At 47.6% G+C, this 16,723-nt stretch carries 10 protein-coding genes and 1 tRNA gene; 10 read left to right on the top strand and 1 reads right to left on the bottom strand.

The genetic code is table 11. The annotated features are described in order from the left end of the window. The first annotated feature begins 295 nt into the window (after window positions 1-295). From BAZ21_RS18200 to BAZ21_RS18170, 7 genes are all read left to right on the top strand, one after another. Complete coding sequence (locus BAZ21_RS18200) at window positions 296-2,437, top strand: putative bifunctional diguanylate cyclase/phosphodiesterase (RefSeq protein ID WP_068503768.1); 2,142 nt, start codon at window positions 296-298, stop codon at window positions 2,435-2,437. A gap of 106 nt (window positions 2,438-2,543) precedes the next feature. After that, window positions 2,544-2,614, top strand: a tRNA-Gly gene (locus tag BAZ21_RS18195). 274 nt (window positions 2,615-2,888) lie between these two features. Then, window positions 2,889-3,929 (top strand): polysaccharide lyase family 1 protein, encoded by a 1,041-nt coding sequence (locus tag BAZ21_RS18190; protein WP_068503766.1) that lies wholly within the window; start codon window positions 2,889-2,891, stop codon window positions 3,927-3,929. Between the two features lie 368 nt (window positions 3,930-4,297). Beyond that, entirely contained in the window at window positions 4,298-6,163 is a 1,866-nt protein-coding gene (abc-f, locus tag BAZ21_RS18185; protein ID WP_068503939.1) for a ribosomal protection-like ABC-F family protein, read from the top strand. 435 nt (window positions 6,164-6,598) lie between these two features. Then, on the top strand, window positions 6,599-7,630 hold the full coding sequence (pheS, locus tag BAZ21_RS18180; protein ID WP_007429535.1) for a phenylalanine--tRNA ligase subunit alpha: 1,032 nt from the start codon (window positions 6,599-6,601) through the stop codon (window positions 7,628-7,630). A 28-nt stretch (window positions 7,631-7,658) separates the two neighbouring features. Beyond that, the gene (pheT, locus tag BAZ21_RS18175) at window positions 7,659-10,106 is read left to right on the top strand and encodes a phenylalanine--tRNA ligase subunit beta (RefSeq protein ID WP_068503764.1); all 2,448 of its coding nucleotides are present in this window, start codon (window positions 7,659-7,661) and stop codon (window positions 10,104-10,106) included. A gap of 207 nt (window positions 10,107-10,313) precedes the next feature. Next, window positions 10,314-12,338, top strand: coding sequence for a cell division protein ZapA (locus tag BAZ21_RS18170; RefSeq protein ID WP_068503762.1), 2,025 nt, complete (start codon window positions 10,314-10,316; stop codon window positions 12,336-12,338). A 152-nt stretch (window positions 12,339-12,490) separates the two neighbouring features. Here the strand turns inward: BAZ21_RS18170 and BAZ21_RS18165 are convergent, their stop codons facing one another. Further along, the gene (locus BAZ21_RS18165) at window positions 12,491-12,850 is read right to left on the bottom strand and encodes a phage holin family protein (protein ID WP_068503761.1); all 360 of its coding nucleotides are present in this window, start codon (window positions 12,848-12,850) and stop codon (window positions 12,491-12,493) included. Window positions 12,851-13,003: 153 nt separating this feature from the next. Between BAZ21_RS18165 and BAZ21_RS18160 the strand changes: the two genes are divergently transcribed. The 3 genes from BAZ21_RS18160 to BAZ21_RS18150 are packed head-to-tail and all read left to right on the top strand — an operon-like array spanning window position 13,004 to window position 16,613. After that, complete coding sequence (locus BAZ21_RS18160) at window positions 13,004-15,370, top strand: endonuclease MutS2 (protein WP_068503760.1); 2,367 nt, start codon at window positions 13,004-13,006, stop codon at window positions 15,368-15,370. A 60-nt stretch (window positions 15,371-15,430) separates the two neighbouring features. Then, window positions 15,431-15,844, top strand: a complete 414-nt coding sequence (locus tag BAZ21_RS18155) for a DUF350 domain-containing protein (RefSeq protein WP_007429540.1) — start codon at window positions 15,431-15,433, stop codon at window positions 15,842-15,844. Window positions 15,845-15,899: 55 nt separating this feature from the next. Further along, window positions 15,900-16,613, top strand: coding sequence for a hypothetical protein (locus BAZ21_RS18150; protein WP_068503758.1), 714 nt, complete (start codon window positions 15,900-15,902; stop codon window positions 16,611-16,613). Window positions 16,614-16,723: the final 110 nt, after the last annotated feature.

Here is a 16,723-nt window from a genome sequence, read left to right as displayed (position 1 = left end):
TGCGTTGTGCAGCACTGGAGTATAGGTATCACTTAGTTGAAAAATGTCGGTTGGAGCGCATGATCTGAAGAGATCATGCGCTTTTTTGGGGCTGTAAGCTCGTTTTTTTGCGTGAATGCGAAAATGAATTCGTGAATATAAGACTAAAAAAAGATTCACCTTTCACAGATTAAATGCTATTATATACCAGAATACAACATTATTTTTGAGACTATAGACTTAAACAACGGCTTCCAAAGCTGTCAAACGTCTTAGAGATCGGAATCTCCGATATGCAGGAGGCTGAAGAGGCTGGATGAGTATACGACTGGAAGTAAAGAAAACGGTAGGTATCGGCATTGCTGCGATAGGTTTGTTTGTCTTGGTTCAGTTATTTCATGTAACTTTGAATAAGTTATACTCTCATAATGTTTTTTTCTTGGTATATCCGGTTATAGGATTTGCCTGCGCTGCGATTTGTTTTTCTATTTTTTATCAATCCTGGTCCGTTCTGCTGGAGCAGTTATCCTTGCAGAGACTTTTTATCGCGCCTACATTTCTGGTGGCTGGTCTGCTTTACCTTGTTCATGTCGTTTCGGTTAGCTTCGTAAGCCTGACGGACTTTACTTTGTCTCCGAGCATTTCGTTATGGCTTCTGTTTGTGAATCGTGTCTTTACATCTGTTATGTTTCTAATCATTTGTTTGCTCCCCTATAGAAAAACAAATTCTGGATACAAGACCGTTGCTTTGTGGGCAGGTGTAGGCTGCACTCTGCTCATTCTTGGGGGGCTTAAGGCTTATGGTGCAGGATTGCCGGATCTTCATATAAGATATGAAGCGGACACCCTCGGATGGATCTTGAATCTGGCTATCATGTTTCTGCTCGTATCTACTATTGTCTTCGGGGTGCGAAGATATCGCGAATTTCACCCGGAGGAACATGGCATGTTGCTTATGATTCGCGGGACTGGGCTTTGTATTGTGAGTCAGCTGTTCTATATGTCTTCTGAACAAATGAGTGATGTTAATCACCTTATGGGGTTTTTAACCAATACGATGGCGTTTTATATTCTGCTGAGCGGTTTGGTCCGGCAAATGGTTCTCATTCCCTACCGGGAAAAGCAGGCTGCGGAATCTGAATTTAATTTCATTGCCTATACAGATGATATAACAGGACTTCCGAACCGTCGCCGACTGTCCCAACGTCTGGATAAAATGCTGCGTGATTCATTGAAACCTGATGAGACTGTAGCGCTTTTAGTGCTGAATATAGATCGTTTCAAAACGATTAATGATTCGCTTGGACATATGGCAGGGAACTACCTGCTGTATGCGGTAGGCGAACGCCTGGGGCATTTTAGCCATGAGGGGGAAGAGGTCTTCAGCATGGGTGGAGATGAATTTGCATTTCTTCTAACAGGGTACGAAGATATGGGGGCCATGAGAAGTCGGATTGATGATATGGTGAAGCTGTTCGATCAGCCTTTTCCTATTAATGGAGAGTCTTATCATGTAATGGTGAGCGTAGGTATAGCTTTGTACCCGTTAGATGCGGATCAGAGCGAGCAGCTCATTCAGAATGCGGATACTGCTGTTCATAGTGCCAAGGAACAAGGAGTGAATTTTCAGCGGTATACCAGTGTGATGCAGATGCGGGCGCATGAAAGACTCCAATTGGAAAATGATCTGCGGCGCGCGCTTGAAAATGAAGAATTCTCATTGGTGTATCAACCACGTGTTCACCTGCAAAGCGGCGAGTTGACCAGTTTAGAGGCACTAGTGCGCTGGAATCATCCACAGCGCGGGTTGGTGATGCCGGGAGATTTTATCACGGTGGCCGAAGAAAGCGGTCTGATCGTGCCGTTGGGAGAGTGGGTGCTTCGGGAGGCATGTCTGCAAAACAAGCGCTGGCAGGAGGCCGGATATCAACCGATCCCCATATCGGTCAATTTATCCATGCGCCAATTTCAGCAAAAAAAACTGGTGGATGACATTCAGGGCATTTTGGCCTATACAGAATTGGAACCGCGCTATCTGGAGCTGGAGATTACTGAAAGTATGACCTTTGACAAGGATCGAGCCTTTGAACAGTTGAAAAAAATAAAGGCCATCGGGGTTGCAATCAGTATCGATGATTTTGGTACAGGCTACAGCTCGTTGCATTATTTGAAAAATCTTCCGATTGATCGTCTTAAAATTGATCGTTCCTTTGTAAATGAGGTACTGGTCGACAGCAAAAATGCGGCCATCGTATCTACCATTGCCTCCATGGCTCATCATTTGAAGCTGAAGGTTACGGCAGAAGGCGTAGAAAACGAGGAACAGCTTCATTTTTTGCAGGCCCAGGAATGTCATGAAGGGCAGGGGTATTACTTTAGTCGTCCTATTCCGGCAGAAGCCTTTGAAAAATTATTTTTACGCGAGCCTATGAATTGGCTGTCTCAGGATAGTATGTAGTTTACTTGCATTTTGCAAACGGGTGAGTTATACTATATAACATCCTGATTCAGTTGTTTGACAATAGTTTGATCATGTCCACATAAGAATTGAGATATTTTAAAATGCGGGTGTAGTTCAATGGTAGAACTTCAGCCTTCCAAGCTGATAGCGTGGGTTCGATTCCCATCACCCGCTTTCTTGTTTTGAGACGTTAGAAACCCTTGTACTGCAAGGGTTTTTGTTTTGCTCATAATTAGATGAACATACTTTAGCCGGGGGGTCCATTGGGTATCCCGGTTTTTTTACGTTCTTATGAACCATATTTTACACTATTATACAAAACGAAAATCCAAATATTTCTCTTATATGCTATAAATAAACAGATAAAAAGAACTATTTACCATCCCCTAAAAAATAAGTATAGTCGCATCAATGGAATATAATACAAAAAAAGGATGGTGTACCTGTGATGAGGAAATTTTCTTTTCTTTTTTTAGCCTTAACGTTTGTGCTCTTCACCTTTCCGGTAAGTTCTACGTTCGCTGCGGCTGACTTTCCGAATACGTCGACGAATGGATTGACTGGCTTTGCTGGACAGGCTAAAAATGAAAATGGGGCTTCCAAGCCTAGTACAACCGGGGGAAAAAATGGGCAGGTTATCTATATCAACAATCTAAATGATTTGAAAAATCAGTTAGGGGATTCCACTCCGAAAATTTTGGTGATTGAAAAGAATATTTCTGCCTCCTCTAAAACCGTCGTCAACATTGGCTCCAACAAATCACTTATTGGCTCTTACGCGCAAAACAAGCTGGTCAATATTCATTTGAAAACAACAGCTAACTCCGGAAATGTAATCTTTCAAAATTTAACCTTTGAGCACAGTGCCAACATTAAAGGCAACGATGACATCCAGCTATATCTTACTGCGGGTACTAATTATTGGATTGATCATGTTACTTTTGCGGGTCACAATTATGATCCGAATGGTTCGGATTTGGACAAGCTTTTGTATGTAGGACAATCGGCCGATTATGTAACCATCAGTAATTCGAAGTTTGCTAATCACAAATATGGTCTCATTCTGGGCTACCCTGATGATAGCAATAAAAATTATGATGGCATGCCCCATATCACAATCGCCAATAATTATTTTGAAAACTTGCTTGTCCGTGGTCCAGGGCTTATGAGATACGGATATTTCCATGTTAAAAATAACTATATCAATAATTTCCAGTTGGCTTACACAATAGCTACCAATGCAAGAATTTATTCGGAGTACAACTACTTTGGCAAAGGTAGTGAAAAGGGTGGAATTCTCGATGATAAAGCCAATGGCGAGTTTAAAGATGTGGGTAGTTATCCTGCCATCAAGAACCAAAAATCGCCTGTGACCCGTTGGAATCCAAGCAAGAACTACAGCTACCAGGTTCAAACTCCTGAGTATACGAAAGAGTTTGTAACTAAATATGCTGGTTCTTCTAATACAACTTTGGTATTCGGAAAATAACCCTCATTTTGTTTGCAAATCTGTTTTGTTCTGTTATACTGACTGCAAGCAAGTATCCCATGAAAAGGAAGGTAACCATACGTCCGATGAAGTAAGCACACTGATTTTCCCATTCAACTGCACAGTTACTGGCAGGCGGCTGTAAGCTGCAACGGGGAGAAGTGTGTCTGAAATGAGAGTTGGGACGTATACGTTTATTCCGGAACGGGAGTCATTTTTTTCGTTCATGGTTTTATTTGTGCATAAGCGTATGTTCTGAAACGATTCATAGCAGTCATTCTGTATTCCTTGTATGCAAGCCGCAGCCTTCTGCGGCTTTTTTTATTGCTTCCGGTGTGGAAACCGGACTGGGAAAGGATGATCGTGGTATGAAAACGATTTTACGTGTTCGAAATGTAATAAAGGAATGGAACGGAACCTCTTTGTTTGAGAATGTGTCAATGGATATGACAGAGGGAGAGCGGCTCGCGCTGTTTGGAAGAAATGGAGCAGGCAAAACGACACTATTACGAATACTGCTGGGTGATGAAGCGCCAACCTCTGGTCAAGTAGAGCATGATTTGCCGCTGGAAGAGCGGGGCTGGCTGAAGCAGCAGGATACAGTGAATTTGTCTCGAACTGCACTGGAGGCCGCACAGCAGGCTAGCCCTCAGCACTGGCGTCTCAAGCAAACGTTGGGACAGTTGGAAGCTGAGTTGACCGATGCTGGGAAGGATACGGAGCACCATCTGGAGCGTTATGGCGAGCTGATGGATGAATATGAACGCCTGCAAGGCTTTGCCTGGGAGTCTGAGGTGGAAAAGGCGCTTACCCGAATGGGAATGCCTGCGGAGACGTGGTCCATTGCTTATGGTGACCTGAGTGGCGGGCAGAAGACGAGAGTGCGGCTGGCCGGGCTGATGGTCAGTCAGCCGAAGCTGCTGGTGCTGGATGAGCCGACCAACCATCTAGATGCCGAAAGCTTGCTTTGGCTGGAGCAGTGGCTGTCCACGTATCACGGAACGCTGCTGTTTGTATCGCATGACAGAGCCTTTTTGGATAAGGTGGCTACCAGCATAGTTGAGCTGGCATCCACGGGCATTGAGCGCTATAAAGGCGGCTATAAGGAGTATAAAGCGCAAAAGGAGCGCGAACTGCGAGAGCAGGAAGCCAGCTATCGGAAGCAGGAACTGGCGAGACAGGCGTTGGAGGAAACGATTCGAAATTACAATGAATGGTTTAATCGAGCGCATCGTGCAGCCTCCGATGTTGAGGTGGGTATTACGCAGAGCTTTTATAAGGCCAAGGCTAATAAAAATATTTCCCGTTATCATGCGAAGGAGAAGGAGTTGGAGCGGCTGGAAGCCAATCGGGTGGAAAAGCCGCGTGAAGCTGCGTCTTTGCATATGAAATTAAGTGACAGCGGGTTTCAGGCTAAATATTTGCTGCGTGCCGAGCAGGTTGGCTTTAGCTACGGCGACCGTGTCATTGTGAAGGATCTTAATCTGAACATTGCGCGTGGTGATCGCCTCGCCGTTCGGGGACCGAATGGAATTGGCAAGACCACGCTGCTTCGATTATTAACAGGTCAGTTGGAGACTCAGACCGGAAAAATTACAGCCAATCCACAGTTGAAGATCGGATATTTCTCACAGGAGCTGGAGCAGCTTCCAGAGCATCAGACGTTGCTGGACAGTCTGCTTTCCCTCCCGACAATGACACAGACGAAAGCGAGAACGGTGCTGGGCTGCTTTCTTTTTGCCAGAGAAGACGTATTCAAAAGGATCGGGACGCTCAGTATGGGGGAGAAATGCAAAGCAGCTTTTCTACGCTTGTTCTTTAGTGGAGCCAATCTGTTGGTGCTGGATGAGCCGACAAATTACTTTGATATTGAAACCCGTGAGATTGTCGAGGATTCTCTGCGCAGCTATGACGGGGCGTTGGTGCTTGTCTCGCATGACCGGGAGCTGGTGCGGTGCACGGCAACCCGGCTGCTCGATATGAAGCCGGGAGGCGGATATGAGATCTATGAGGGAACAGCCGACGAAAAGCAAGAAGACGAGCGAAGCCGTCAAGAGGAGCCGGAGGATCAGGAGCAGCGCGAGGAGCGTCTGCGATTACAGTTGCGTCTTACGGAGCTGATGGGAATGACGGGTATGATGGATGAGAATGATGAGCATCTGAGCGAAATCAGACACATTCGTGCCAAGCTGGATCAGCTGGATTTTCCCGGTATCCACAAGAATGAAGTGTAGGCCCTGCTTGCCAAAGCGCGGTAGTTTGCATATAATAATGAACAATAGTTCGAAATTAAAAATGTCTTGATGGAGAAGAGTAGGCAGTGTCCGATTGAACAGGGAGGAAGCGCCGTAGGATTGAGAGCGTTTCTGCAAATAATGGGCTGTTGAAGTTCGCTCCGGAGCAGTTCCTTGAACCTCAAGCGTCATGTAGATGGCGAATGGGCAAGTAGAGGATACCGGTTCACGACCGTTACAACGTGCAGAGCGAGATGATGATGCATAGCGTGAATAAGCACCTGTATTTGCCGATAGGCAGAGTAATAGGTGAGGTGAGCTGAGCTTGATTGTCTAACGAGGGTGGTACCACGGTCTTTTCGTCCCTTACCGGGAGAAAGGACCTTTTTTTGTTGTCTGAAAAGCTGGAGATGAAGAAAGGGGACTGAACAGGCGATGAGCGAAACCATCCAAATGAAGGAACATTTGCTGGCCTTGAAGGAAGAAGCACTGGAAGTATTGGAGAAGGTGGCAACAGCCAAGGAACTGGCTGACCTGCGGGTTAAATATTCGGGTAAAAAGGGTGCGTTGACTGAGATATTGCGCGGTATGGGCAAGCTGAGTGCGGAAGAGCGTCCGGTTGTTGGACAGGTAGCCAATGAAGTGCGCGAGGCAATTGAAGAAGTGGTCAACCGCAAACAGGACGAGTTCACGAAAGCAGAAACGAATGAACGTCTGCAAGCGGAAAAAATCGACGTTACACTGCCTGGACGCGCGTTGCCGCAAGGCGGACTTCACCCGCTCAACAAAGTGATTGAGCAGATCGAAGACATTTTCACAGGGATGGGTTATCGAGTGGCTGAGGGACCACAGGCAGAGACGGATTATTACAACTTCGAAGCATTGAATTTGCCTAAAAATCACCCGGCACGCGATATGCAGGATTCCTTTTACCTGACCGAGGATCTGTTAATGCGTACCCATACGTCACCGGTTCAGATTCGCGCGATGGAAGCCATGAAGGGTGAAACACCTATTAAGGTCATTTGTCCGGGTACGGTTTTCCGCCGTGATGATGACGATGCAACACATTCCTTCCAATTCCACCAAATTGAAGGACTTGTGATTGGAAAAGACATTCGCATGAGTGATTTGAAAGGAACCTTGCTGCAATTCGCACGCGAAATGTTCGGGGAATCGACCGAAATTCGTCTGCGTCCAAGCTTTTTTCCATTCACCGAGCCGAGCGCTGAAGTTGACGTTACCTTTGTAAAGAAAAATGGCGAACGTGTGTGGATTGAGATTTTGGGCTGTGGCATGGTGCATCCGAAAGTACTGGAAATGGGTGGTTTTGATCCCGAGGTGTACAGTGGCTTTGCATTCGGTATGGGTGTAGAGCGGATTGCCATTTTGAAATACGGCATTGACGATATTCGTCATTTCTATAACAGCGACCTGTCGTTCTTGAAACAGTTTGCGCGTCAATAAACAACTATATCAAGGGAAGTGAACCCATATGAAAGTATCATTCGAGTGGCTGTCCGATTATGTATCGCTGGATCAGGTGAGCGCGGAGGAGCTGGCAGAGAAAATCACCCGTTCGGGCATTGAAATAGATGAAGTCGAACATCGCAATCAAGGGATTACTGGCGTTGTTGTCGGCTATGTCAAAAGCAAGGAAAAGCATCCGGATGCGGATAAACTGAATGTGTGTATTGTCGATGCGGGTCAGGGAGAAGATCTGCAAATCGTGTGTGGTGCCAAAAACGTGGACGCAGGTCAAAAGGTTCCTGTTGCCGTTGTGGGTGCAAAGCTGCCGGGAGATTTTCATATTAAGAAGGCCAAGCTGCGTGGTGTTGTGTCCATGGGCATGATCTGCTCGGCTAAGGAACTGGGTATGAATGACAAGCTGCTGCCAAAGGAATTGCAGGAAGGCATTCTGGTGCTGCCGGAGGATGCTGAAATTGGTACGCCGATTACGAAGCTGCTGGGACTGGATGATTACGTACTGGATTTTGATCTGACGCCAAACCGCTCGGACTGCTTGAGCATGCACGGAGCAGCCTATGAAGTAAGCGCCATTCTGGGACGAGATATTTCGTTGGCTGACCCGGCTAAGGATCTGGTGGAAATCAGTGATGCGGCGGCAGACCATCTGTCCGTGAAGGTAGATACTCCTGAGCTGTGTACACACTATGCAGCCCGTTATATTACAGGTGTAAAAGTGGGGGCTTCCCCGTTGTGGATTCAAAACCGCCTGATGGCAGCGGGTATTCGTCCGATCAACAACATCGTGGATATTACGAACTATGTCATGCTGGAATACGGTCAGCCGTTGCATGCTTTTGACGCGGATAAGCTGGAAAATGGCAACATTGAAGTTCGGCTCGCTCGCGCAGGCGAAACCTTAATTACGCTGGATGATCAGGAACGTAAGCTGGAGCCGCAAATGCTGCTGATTACGGACGGTGTGAAGCCGATTGCACTGGCAGGTGTGATGGGTGGGGCTAATTCGGAAGTGACAGATGCGACTGTCAGCATTGCGCTGGAATCCGCGAAGTTTGATGGCGGTACGGTGCGCAAAACCTCCCGTCAACTTGGACTTCGCTCGGAGGCGAGTCTGCGTTTTGAAAAAGAGGTTGATCCGGGTGCCGTTGTACCTGCTGTAAACCGTGCGGCAGCACTGATCCAACGTTACGCAGGGGGAACTGTACATCAAGGTATCGTAGAATCTGCTTCTGCAAAAGCTGAAAATCGCATTATCAAGCTGTCGCTAGATAAAATAAATCGATATTTGGGAACAGAGCTGTCACTGCTTGAGGTTAAAACGATTTTTGGCAGACTGCATTTTGGTTGCGGTGATGCAGAGCAAGGCGTGATGGAAGTTGAAGTGCCTACGCGCCGCGGGGATATCACCATTGATGTGGATCTTATCGAAGAAGTGGCTCGTCTATATGGCTACGACAACATTCCGACGACGCCGATTGAAGGGCCGACCACTCCGGGTGCATTGACGGCATCACAATCATTGCGTCGTTCTTTGCGCAAATTGCTGGTGCATGGCGGCTGGCAAGAGACAATCAGTTATTCGTTCGTACATCCGCAGAGTGCGGGCTTGTTTAATGCCCTGACAGAAGGCAGCCATCCGGTTCGTTTGGCGATGCCTATGAGCGAAGACCGCAGCGTTCTGCGCACGAGCATTATTCCGCAGATGCTGGATACAGCGGTATACAACATGAACCGGAAGCAGGAGAATCTGGCGATTTTTGAAATAGGCACTGTATTTTACACAGAGGAGCAAACATTAACCCGTCAGCCGCAGGAAATTCAAGTGCTCAGTCTGTTGTTGACTGGTGTGCGCCGTGAAAAGCAATGGAACATCGGTGCTGAGAAGGTCGATTTCTTTGATATTAAAGGGGCACTTGAAACGGTGTTCGACTATTTTGGGTTGAGTGCAAGCATTCGTTATGTAGCTGACCAACCACAAAGTTATCATCCGGGACGTTCCGCTTCGGTATGGCTGGATGTGAATGGAAGCTCCCGGCGGATCGGCACGATTGGGCAGATCCATCCGGAATTGCAGCAGTCTTATGGACTGAATGATACGTATGTGGCGGAAATTGCATTACAGCAAATCGTTGAACATGCCAACAATCACATCCAATTTAGAGAGCTGGCTCGCTTCCCGTCCGTGGAACGTGATATTGCTCTCGTGGTTGACAAAGACGTTGAGGCAGGTGAACTGCTTCGTGTTATTTACGCTGCAGGCGGAGAACTGTTGCAGGATGCACGGGTGTTTGACGTATTTACAGGCAGCAAGCTTGGTGAGGACAAGAAGAGCGTAGCTATATCCCTGACCTACCGTCATTGGGAGCACACGCTGACGGATGAAGAAATTAATGCAGCGCATTCTCCTGTCGTTACGTCTCTGGAGCAAACTTTTGGAGCGGAATTGAGAAAGTAGCAGGAAATGCGGGAAGCCGTATCGAATCTTAGTGACAGAGGTTCGATACGGCTTTTTGGCCTATCATCGTTGAAGCTCTCTACTCTGATATTCACCCGCTGCGGGGAAGCCGGACTATGGGGTTGAAAGCTCCACCAAGGGCGGGGTACCATAGAATCGGACACAACTTAGAATCAACATACAGTAGTATTGAAGGAGGGCATAATTGTGACTACACCGGATCGTACTCGCGTCACTGTAGAGATCTACGGTACTTCTTATAGACTCGTCGGCAGTAATCCCGATTATATGAAACAGGTTGCCAGTTACGTGGATGAACGCATGCACGGCATTTCTCAAGCTCATTCGCGTCTGGATATGCCCCGAATTGCCGTGCTGGCTGCAGTCCATATGGCAGAAGAGGCTGTACAAATTCAGGAAATTCAAAGCCAAATGAACCGATTAGCTGCGGAACGTGCCGAACTCCGGGGAGAGCTGGCGCAACTCCAGACAGCCCTGGGAGAACAGCAGCAGAAAAATACAGATATGAAGCAGTCTCTTATTCAATTGAAGGAAGAGAAGGAAGCGACCGAGAAGAAGCTGGCAGAAACCGAATCCGTATCAGCCAAGGAAATTGCTGCATTGAGGATAAGGCTGGAACAGCAGGAGAAGAAAGCAGCCGAGCTTGAAAATGAGCAAAAGCAGGCTAAACGTGAATTGGAGGAGTCCCGTCAAGAAGCTTCCCGTAAATTGAAAGAGCAGCAGGAAGCGGCGAATGCCCGTATACGGCAGGCGGAGGAGCAGACGAAGAAGGAATTGGCTGAGGCGGTGAAGCAGTCTGAAGCCAAGCTTTTGGCTGCGGAGAAGGCTCATCAGGAGCGTCAACGCGCAGAATTGGACAAGCAGCGTACTGCTTTGCAGCAGGAGCATAGCCAGAAGGTAACAGAATGGCAGACCAAGTGTTCCGGGCTGAATGAGCAGCTAGAGCAGGAGCGTACACAGGCACAGCAAGAGCTGAATGAGAGAAATCTCCAGCACCAGGAAGCGGAGAAACGGGCCGAGGAAGCTGCGCTGGAGCAGGAGATTCGGATCGAGGAGCTTCAGGAGCAGTTGGACGAGGTACAGGCCGGCAAAGCAGAGCTCGCATCCCGTTTGGGAGAAGCGCAAGAGCAAGCTGCATTATTGAAGCAGCAGCAGACCGAGCTGGAGTCCCAGCTGGAAACGCAGCGGCAGGCCGCAGCAGAACGGGAACAGGCGGATGCGCTTGCGCGTGAAGAGCTGCAAGAGCGTTATGATCTTTTGGCTACGGAAGCCAAGGCTGTGCAGCAGCAAGCGGCTAAGCTGGAGGAAGAGCAGCGCCGGATGCACAAGCTGCTGGAGCAGGCGCACGTATCCTCTCGCAAGTTGCAAAGCGAACTGGCTGCACTGGCTGAAAGTGAGAAGTCATGGCAGAAGCTTGCTGAGGAGCGTCAGCATGCCGTCGATGAATTGGAGCTTTCGCTACAGGAGGCACGAGAGCAGAAGAAAATAACGCAGGAGCAATTACAGCATGCTGAGGCAGAAGTAGAAGCTGTTAATAGCAAGTTTGCGGCACAGCAGCAGCGTCTGTTACAACTGGAAGCCAAAATCAAAGAGCTTTCGTCTGAGCAAATACGTGTCCAGGATGAGTTGAAGAAGGTAAACGGTCGTGAGCAAGAAGGAATACAGGCCTACAACCTGCTTCAGGAGCAGCATCGCAGCATGAAGAGCCGGGCTCAGCAATTGGAGCAGAACATAAAGAAACTCCAGCGTGAAGATACCGAACGGCAGAGTGAATTGGAACGTACCGCAGAAGAATTGTTGGAATGGCAGTTTAAATATGAGCAGTTGAAGGCCGAGGTGGAACGTTGGGAGGCTGAAGACGCTGCACGTAAGGAAGAATTTGCTTCGTGGGAACGTGAAATAGCCGTAACGGTTGAACAAAAGGAGCAACTGCAGGAGGAGATCCGTTTGGCAGTTGAAGCTGCCGAAACGGCCAAGGCTGAACAGCAATCTGTAGAGCAGGAACGGCTTGCTTTACAGTCTGAGCTTAATGAAGTGGGTCAAAAATATGAAATGGCGGCTCATCAGCTCCGTCTTTTGCAAGTTCAACAGGATGTAGATCGGGAAAATACAGAAAAGATTTCAACGGAATTGCACCAATTGCAGGAAGAATACACCAAGCTTCAAACGGAGTACAATGAATGGATTGAGCTCATCGAACAGGATCAGTAGATACGGATTATAGATGTAACGCAAATCCCCGGCTGCTTATCGCCGGGGATTATTTGTATATTGGATTCACCGTAGGTGTGTGCATGACAAAAAGCTGTCCTTTGGCAGAATAAATCTGCTTGGGACAGCTTTGCCGCGGTGTAAACTGAAAATTAATTCTTGGCCTTACGACCAGCTTCAAAAGGTGTCGATACCGGAATGAACAGGTCGATAATCCCGATAACCAATGCAGCGAGCAATGCGCCCATCACAGAAACACTCACACTGGTCACAATATATTGAGCCACCCAGATAACCAGAGCGCTCACCAGAAAACCTACGATACCGCGTCCGAATGGAGAAACGCGCCGACCGAACATGGCCTCAATAATATAACCAATCAAGGCAATGACAATCGCAAGGATCAGCGCGCTCCAAAAGCCGCCTACACTAAATCCGGGAACGATCCAGCTTACGACCATCAGAACCAGGGCGGCCACGATGAAACGCACAATGTGCCCAAGAATGCTCACGGAATAACCTCCTTCGTTTTTTTGAAATTACAGGGTTAGACAAAGGTTAGTGTGTAGCATAGGGAGCTTTCTTATGTGTAAAACAGTGTTGGCAAATAGCGTAAGTTTGCGGCTTTCGGTATAATATAGATATAAGTGAAAGGAGTAGTGAAGTTGGACTCTAAAATTTTTAAAACCCTTGAATACCAAAAAATTCTAAATAAACTAAGTCACTATGCCCAAACAGCAACAGGCCAGCAAACAGCTCTTCGCCTACAGCCCAGCGATGATTTGGAGCATATCAAGAAAATGCTGAAAGGCACGGATGAGGCCTATGCCGCTGATCGGCTCAAAGGAGTGCCTTCATTTAACGGAGTGGTGGACATTACTCCGGCGGTGAAACGCGCACGTATTGGCGGAACGCTGAGTCCGCAGGAGCTGCTTGGCATTCGGACTACAGTGCAGGCTGCACGTCGTATACAGGTGTACGTAGAAAGTCTGCATGAGGAAAATCCTGTCGAAACCTTGCTGTTTTGGAGTGAGCAGCTTTCAGAGCAGAGAAGCTTGGAAAACTCGATTAAAGGCTGCATTGACGAAAACGCAGAGGTGCTGGATTCTGCCAGTACAGAGCTTTCGCAAATTCGCCGGGAGCTGCGCTCAGGTGAAGTGCGTATTCGTGAAAAGCTGGATTCCATGATTCGTTCCTCCACCGTCTCCAAAATGCTACAGGATCAGTTGATTACAATTCGTGGAGATCGTTTTGTAATTCCGGTTAAGGCTGAATACCGCTCTTATTTTGGCGGAATTGTGCATGATCAATCCGGGTCCGGTGCAACGCTGTTTATCGAGCCTGAATCGATTGTATCTATGAACAACAAGCTGAGGGAAACACGACTGAGAGAAGAACGTGAAATTGAAGTCATTTTACAAAAGCTGACCGCGCTTGTCGCCGAACAAGCGGATATGCTGCTGTATGACGTGGACATTTTGGGCAATCTTGATTTTATTTTTGCAAAAGCGCGTCTCGCCCGTGAAATGAAGGCCACCTTGCCTTTGATGAATGATCGCGGATACTTGAAGCTGAAAAAAGGCAGGCATCCTCTAATCTCGTTGGAGCAGGTCGTTCCCATTGACGTGGAGCTGGGCAATTCCTACACCTCCATTATCGTTACGGGACCGAATACAGGGGGAAAGACAGTTACCCTGAAAACCATCGGTCTGCTAAGCTTGATGGCGATGTCGGGACTTTTTGTACCTGTTGAGGATGAAAGTCAGCTATGCGTATTTGATGCCATCTATGCGGATATTGGTGACGAGCAGAGCATTGAGCAAAACTTGAGTACCTTTTCCAGCCATATGACCAACATCATTAGCATTCTGAAAAATATGACACCTAAAAGCCTTGTGTTGCTTGATGAGGTGGGAGCAGGAACAGATCCGGCGGAAGGCTCGGCGCTGGCTGTATCTATTTTGGAGCATATGCATGCAATGGGTTGCCGTATGGTTGCGACGACTCACTATAGTGAATTGAAGGCGTATGCCTATGAGCGCAAAGGAATCATTAATGCAAGCATGGAATTTGATGTCGCTACATTAAGCCCGACTTATCGTCTTTTGGTCGGTGTACCTGGACGAAGCAACGCTTTTGCCATTGCCGAGCGATTGGGCTTGCCGAGCCGTATTTTAGACTATGCCCGTGGTGAGGTAACGGAAGAAGATCAGCGCGTTGAGCACATGATTGCGTCACTGGAGCAGAACCGTTTGACGGCTGAGCAGGAGCGGGAGAAGGCGGAGCAGCTGCGTAGGGAAATGGAAGCATTGCGCAGCCGTCACCAGACTGAGCTGGATAAGCTGGAGTCACAACGGGACCGTATGCTGGAAAAAGCAGAGGATGAAGCAAGAGTTCTAGTAGATAAGGCTCGTAGCGAAGCAGAGAAAATCATCAACGATTTGCGCAAACTGGCTCAGGAAGAAGGAGCTTCTGTTAAGGAGCATAAGCTGATTGCAGCTCGTAAAGAGCTGGATGAGGCTGAACCTAAGCTACGCAAGAAGAACACGGTCAAACGTCCTGCTACACGTACTCGTTCTATTATGGCCGGAGATGAGGTTTCGGTTCATAGCTTGAACAAAAAAGGCCATGTGGTCGAGCTATCAGGAAGCAAGGAAGCTGTCGTTCAACTGGGTATCATGAAAATGAAGGTCAGTCTGGATGATTTGGAGCTGCTACAGCCTGCTCAAACGCCTGCACCAAGGGTTCAAAAGCCAGTCACAGGCGTCAAACGAACGAGGGATGATAATGTACGCAATGAGCTTGATCTTCGGGGAGCGAATGTGGAGGAAGCTCTAATAGAGGTAGATCGTTTCATGGATGAAGCATTTTTAGCCAATCTCGGTCAGGTTCACATTATTCATGGCAAAGGCACGGGGGTTTTGCGTACTGGGATTCAGGAATATCTTCGCAAGCATAAGCATGTGAAAAGCTACCGCATTGGCAATTACAATGAAGGCGGCACAGGGGTAACTGTTGCTGAATTGGAATGAGCTACGGGTTTGCCGGCTTCTGCCGGCAATGCTTTGTAGAACGGGAGGGACGAAGTGAAGATGGCGATTGATGAATTGCTATCACATCCGTTGGGAATGATGCTGGGCTATTTCTCGGTGGCGGTGCTGGAGCTGATTGTATTTTTGTCATGCTTTGAGCTCGTAACCCGGTATAAATGCTGGGAAGAGATCAAGCGTGGAAATATTTCGGTAGCGATGGCTACGGGCGGGAAAATGTTCGGCATCTGCAACGTGCTCCGCTTTGCCATGGAAGCCAAATCCAGTGTGTATGATACGATGATTTGGTCATTCGTTGGCTTTTTACTGCTGCTTGCGGCGTATTTTCTGTTTGAGTTTCTGACACCGGTATTTTCTATCGATCAGGAGATTAAAGAGGATAACCGCGCTGTCGGCTTGTTCTCCATGATTATTTCGATATCATTATCTTATGTCATTGGTGCTAGTGTGACTTGACACATCCTGTATACTAAAGCTTGGTATACGCTTGGGAACGGAAGGATGATAAAGCTTGGAAATGACTATTTGTCCATGGTGTAACATGGAAATTATTTGGGATGAAGAACTGGGCCCTGAAGAAGAGTGTCCTTATTGCCATAATGACCTGAAAGGATACTCAGATATAAACGATGATGAAGATGAGTCTGAGTCGACTTCTGCGTCTGTACACAGACATGCGGCTGAGAATCGGCACGAACATACAAAACACGATCATGCTGCATCTGGCAGCTCATTGCTTCATTCTCAAGAGAAGGAAGCATTAAAGGGCTATCGTACACTGAGCATTCAGCTTGGCGATGATGAGGAGCAGGATATTTTATATGAAGCAGAAGATGAAGCCGTAGTTGAAAAGCCAGAGGGCGCTCCATTGTTGCAGGACAACGAACTTCATAAGATGCCTGTGTTGCATACCCTGCAAAAATTTGAAGAAAGCGGTGCGGATTTGATGGCTTATGAGCAAGGCGCTGAACAAATACTGGATAGACAGGATGAAGTTCTTGAATGCTCTCAGTGCGGAGAATATATGCTGCATGCGGGAATGCAAACTGTAACCGGAGAAGGCTTTGAACCGTCGCGCTCTCCTGCGCTTGGCCGACCTGTTCTGGATTTGCCTTTTGTCTTAAATGTTTATGTGTGTCCGAGCTGTTTCCATGTTCAGCAGACGCTTTCAGAGGATGACCGACTGCGGATGCTGGAGAAGCTCAGTGGTATTTCCAGCAATTAAATAGCAATCCCCCGGATAGTCCCTAGCTTGATAGGGGCATCTTAAATCGAAGAAATCTTAATGCAAGCTGACTTGTATGTCATAAGCTGATGGGTGATTTTCGGTTAGGG

This window comes from Paenibacillus kribbensis, assembly GCF_001705305.1.
Taxonomy (GTDB): Bacteria; Bacillota; Bacilli; order Paenibacillales; family Paenibacillaceae; genus Paenibacillus; species Paenibacillus kribbensis_B.
Note: the sequence above shows the minus strand (reverse complement) of the source record. Positions and strands in the feature narration are given on the sequence as shown.

What these genes read in the sequence shown, in the direction of transcription:
- BAZ21_RS18200 (WP_068503768.1), top strand. Translation starts at nt 296, where the DNA reads ATGAGTATACGACTGGAAGTAAAGAAAACGGTAGGTATCGGCATTGCT.
- BAZ21_RS18190 (WP_068503766.1), top strand. Translation starts at nt 2,889, where the DNA reads ATGAGGAAATTTTCTTTTCTTTTTTTAGCCTTAACGTTTGTGCTCTTC.
- abc-f (WP_068503939.1), top strand. Translation starts at nt 4,298, where the DNA reads ATGAAAACGATTTTACGTGTTCGAAATGTAATAAAGGAATGGAACGGA.
- pheS (WP_007429535.1), top strand. Translation starts at nt 6,599, where the DNA reads ATGAGCGAAACCATCCAAATGAAGGAACATTTGCTGGCCTTGAAGGAA.
- pheT (WP_068503764.1), top strand. Translation starts at nt 7,659, where the DNA reads ATGAAAGTATCATTCGAGTGGCTGTCCGATTATGTATCGCTGGATCAG.
- BAZ21_RS18155 (WP_007429540.1), top strand. Translation starts at nt 15,431, where the DNA reads ATGGCGATTGATGAATTGCTATCACATCCGTTGGGAATGATGCTGGGC.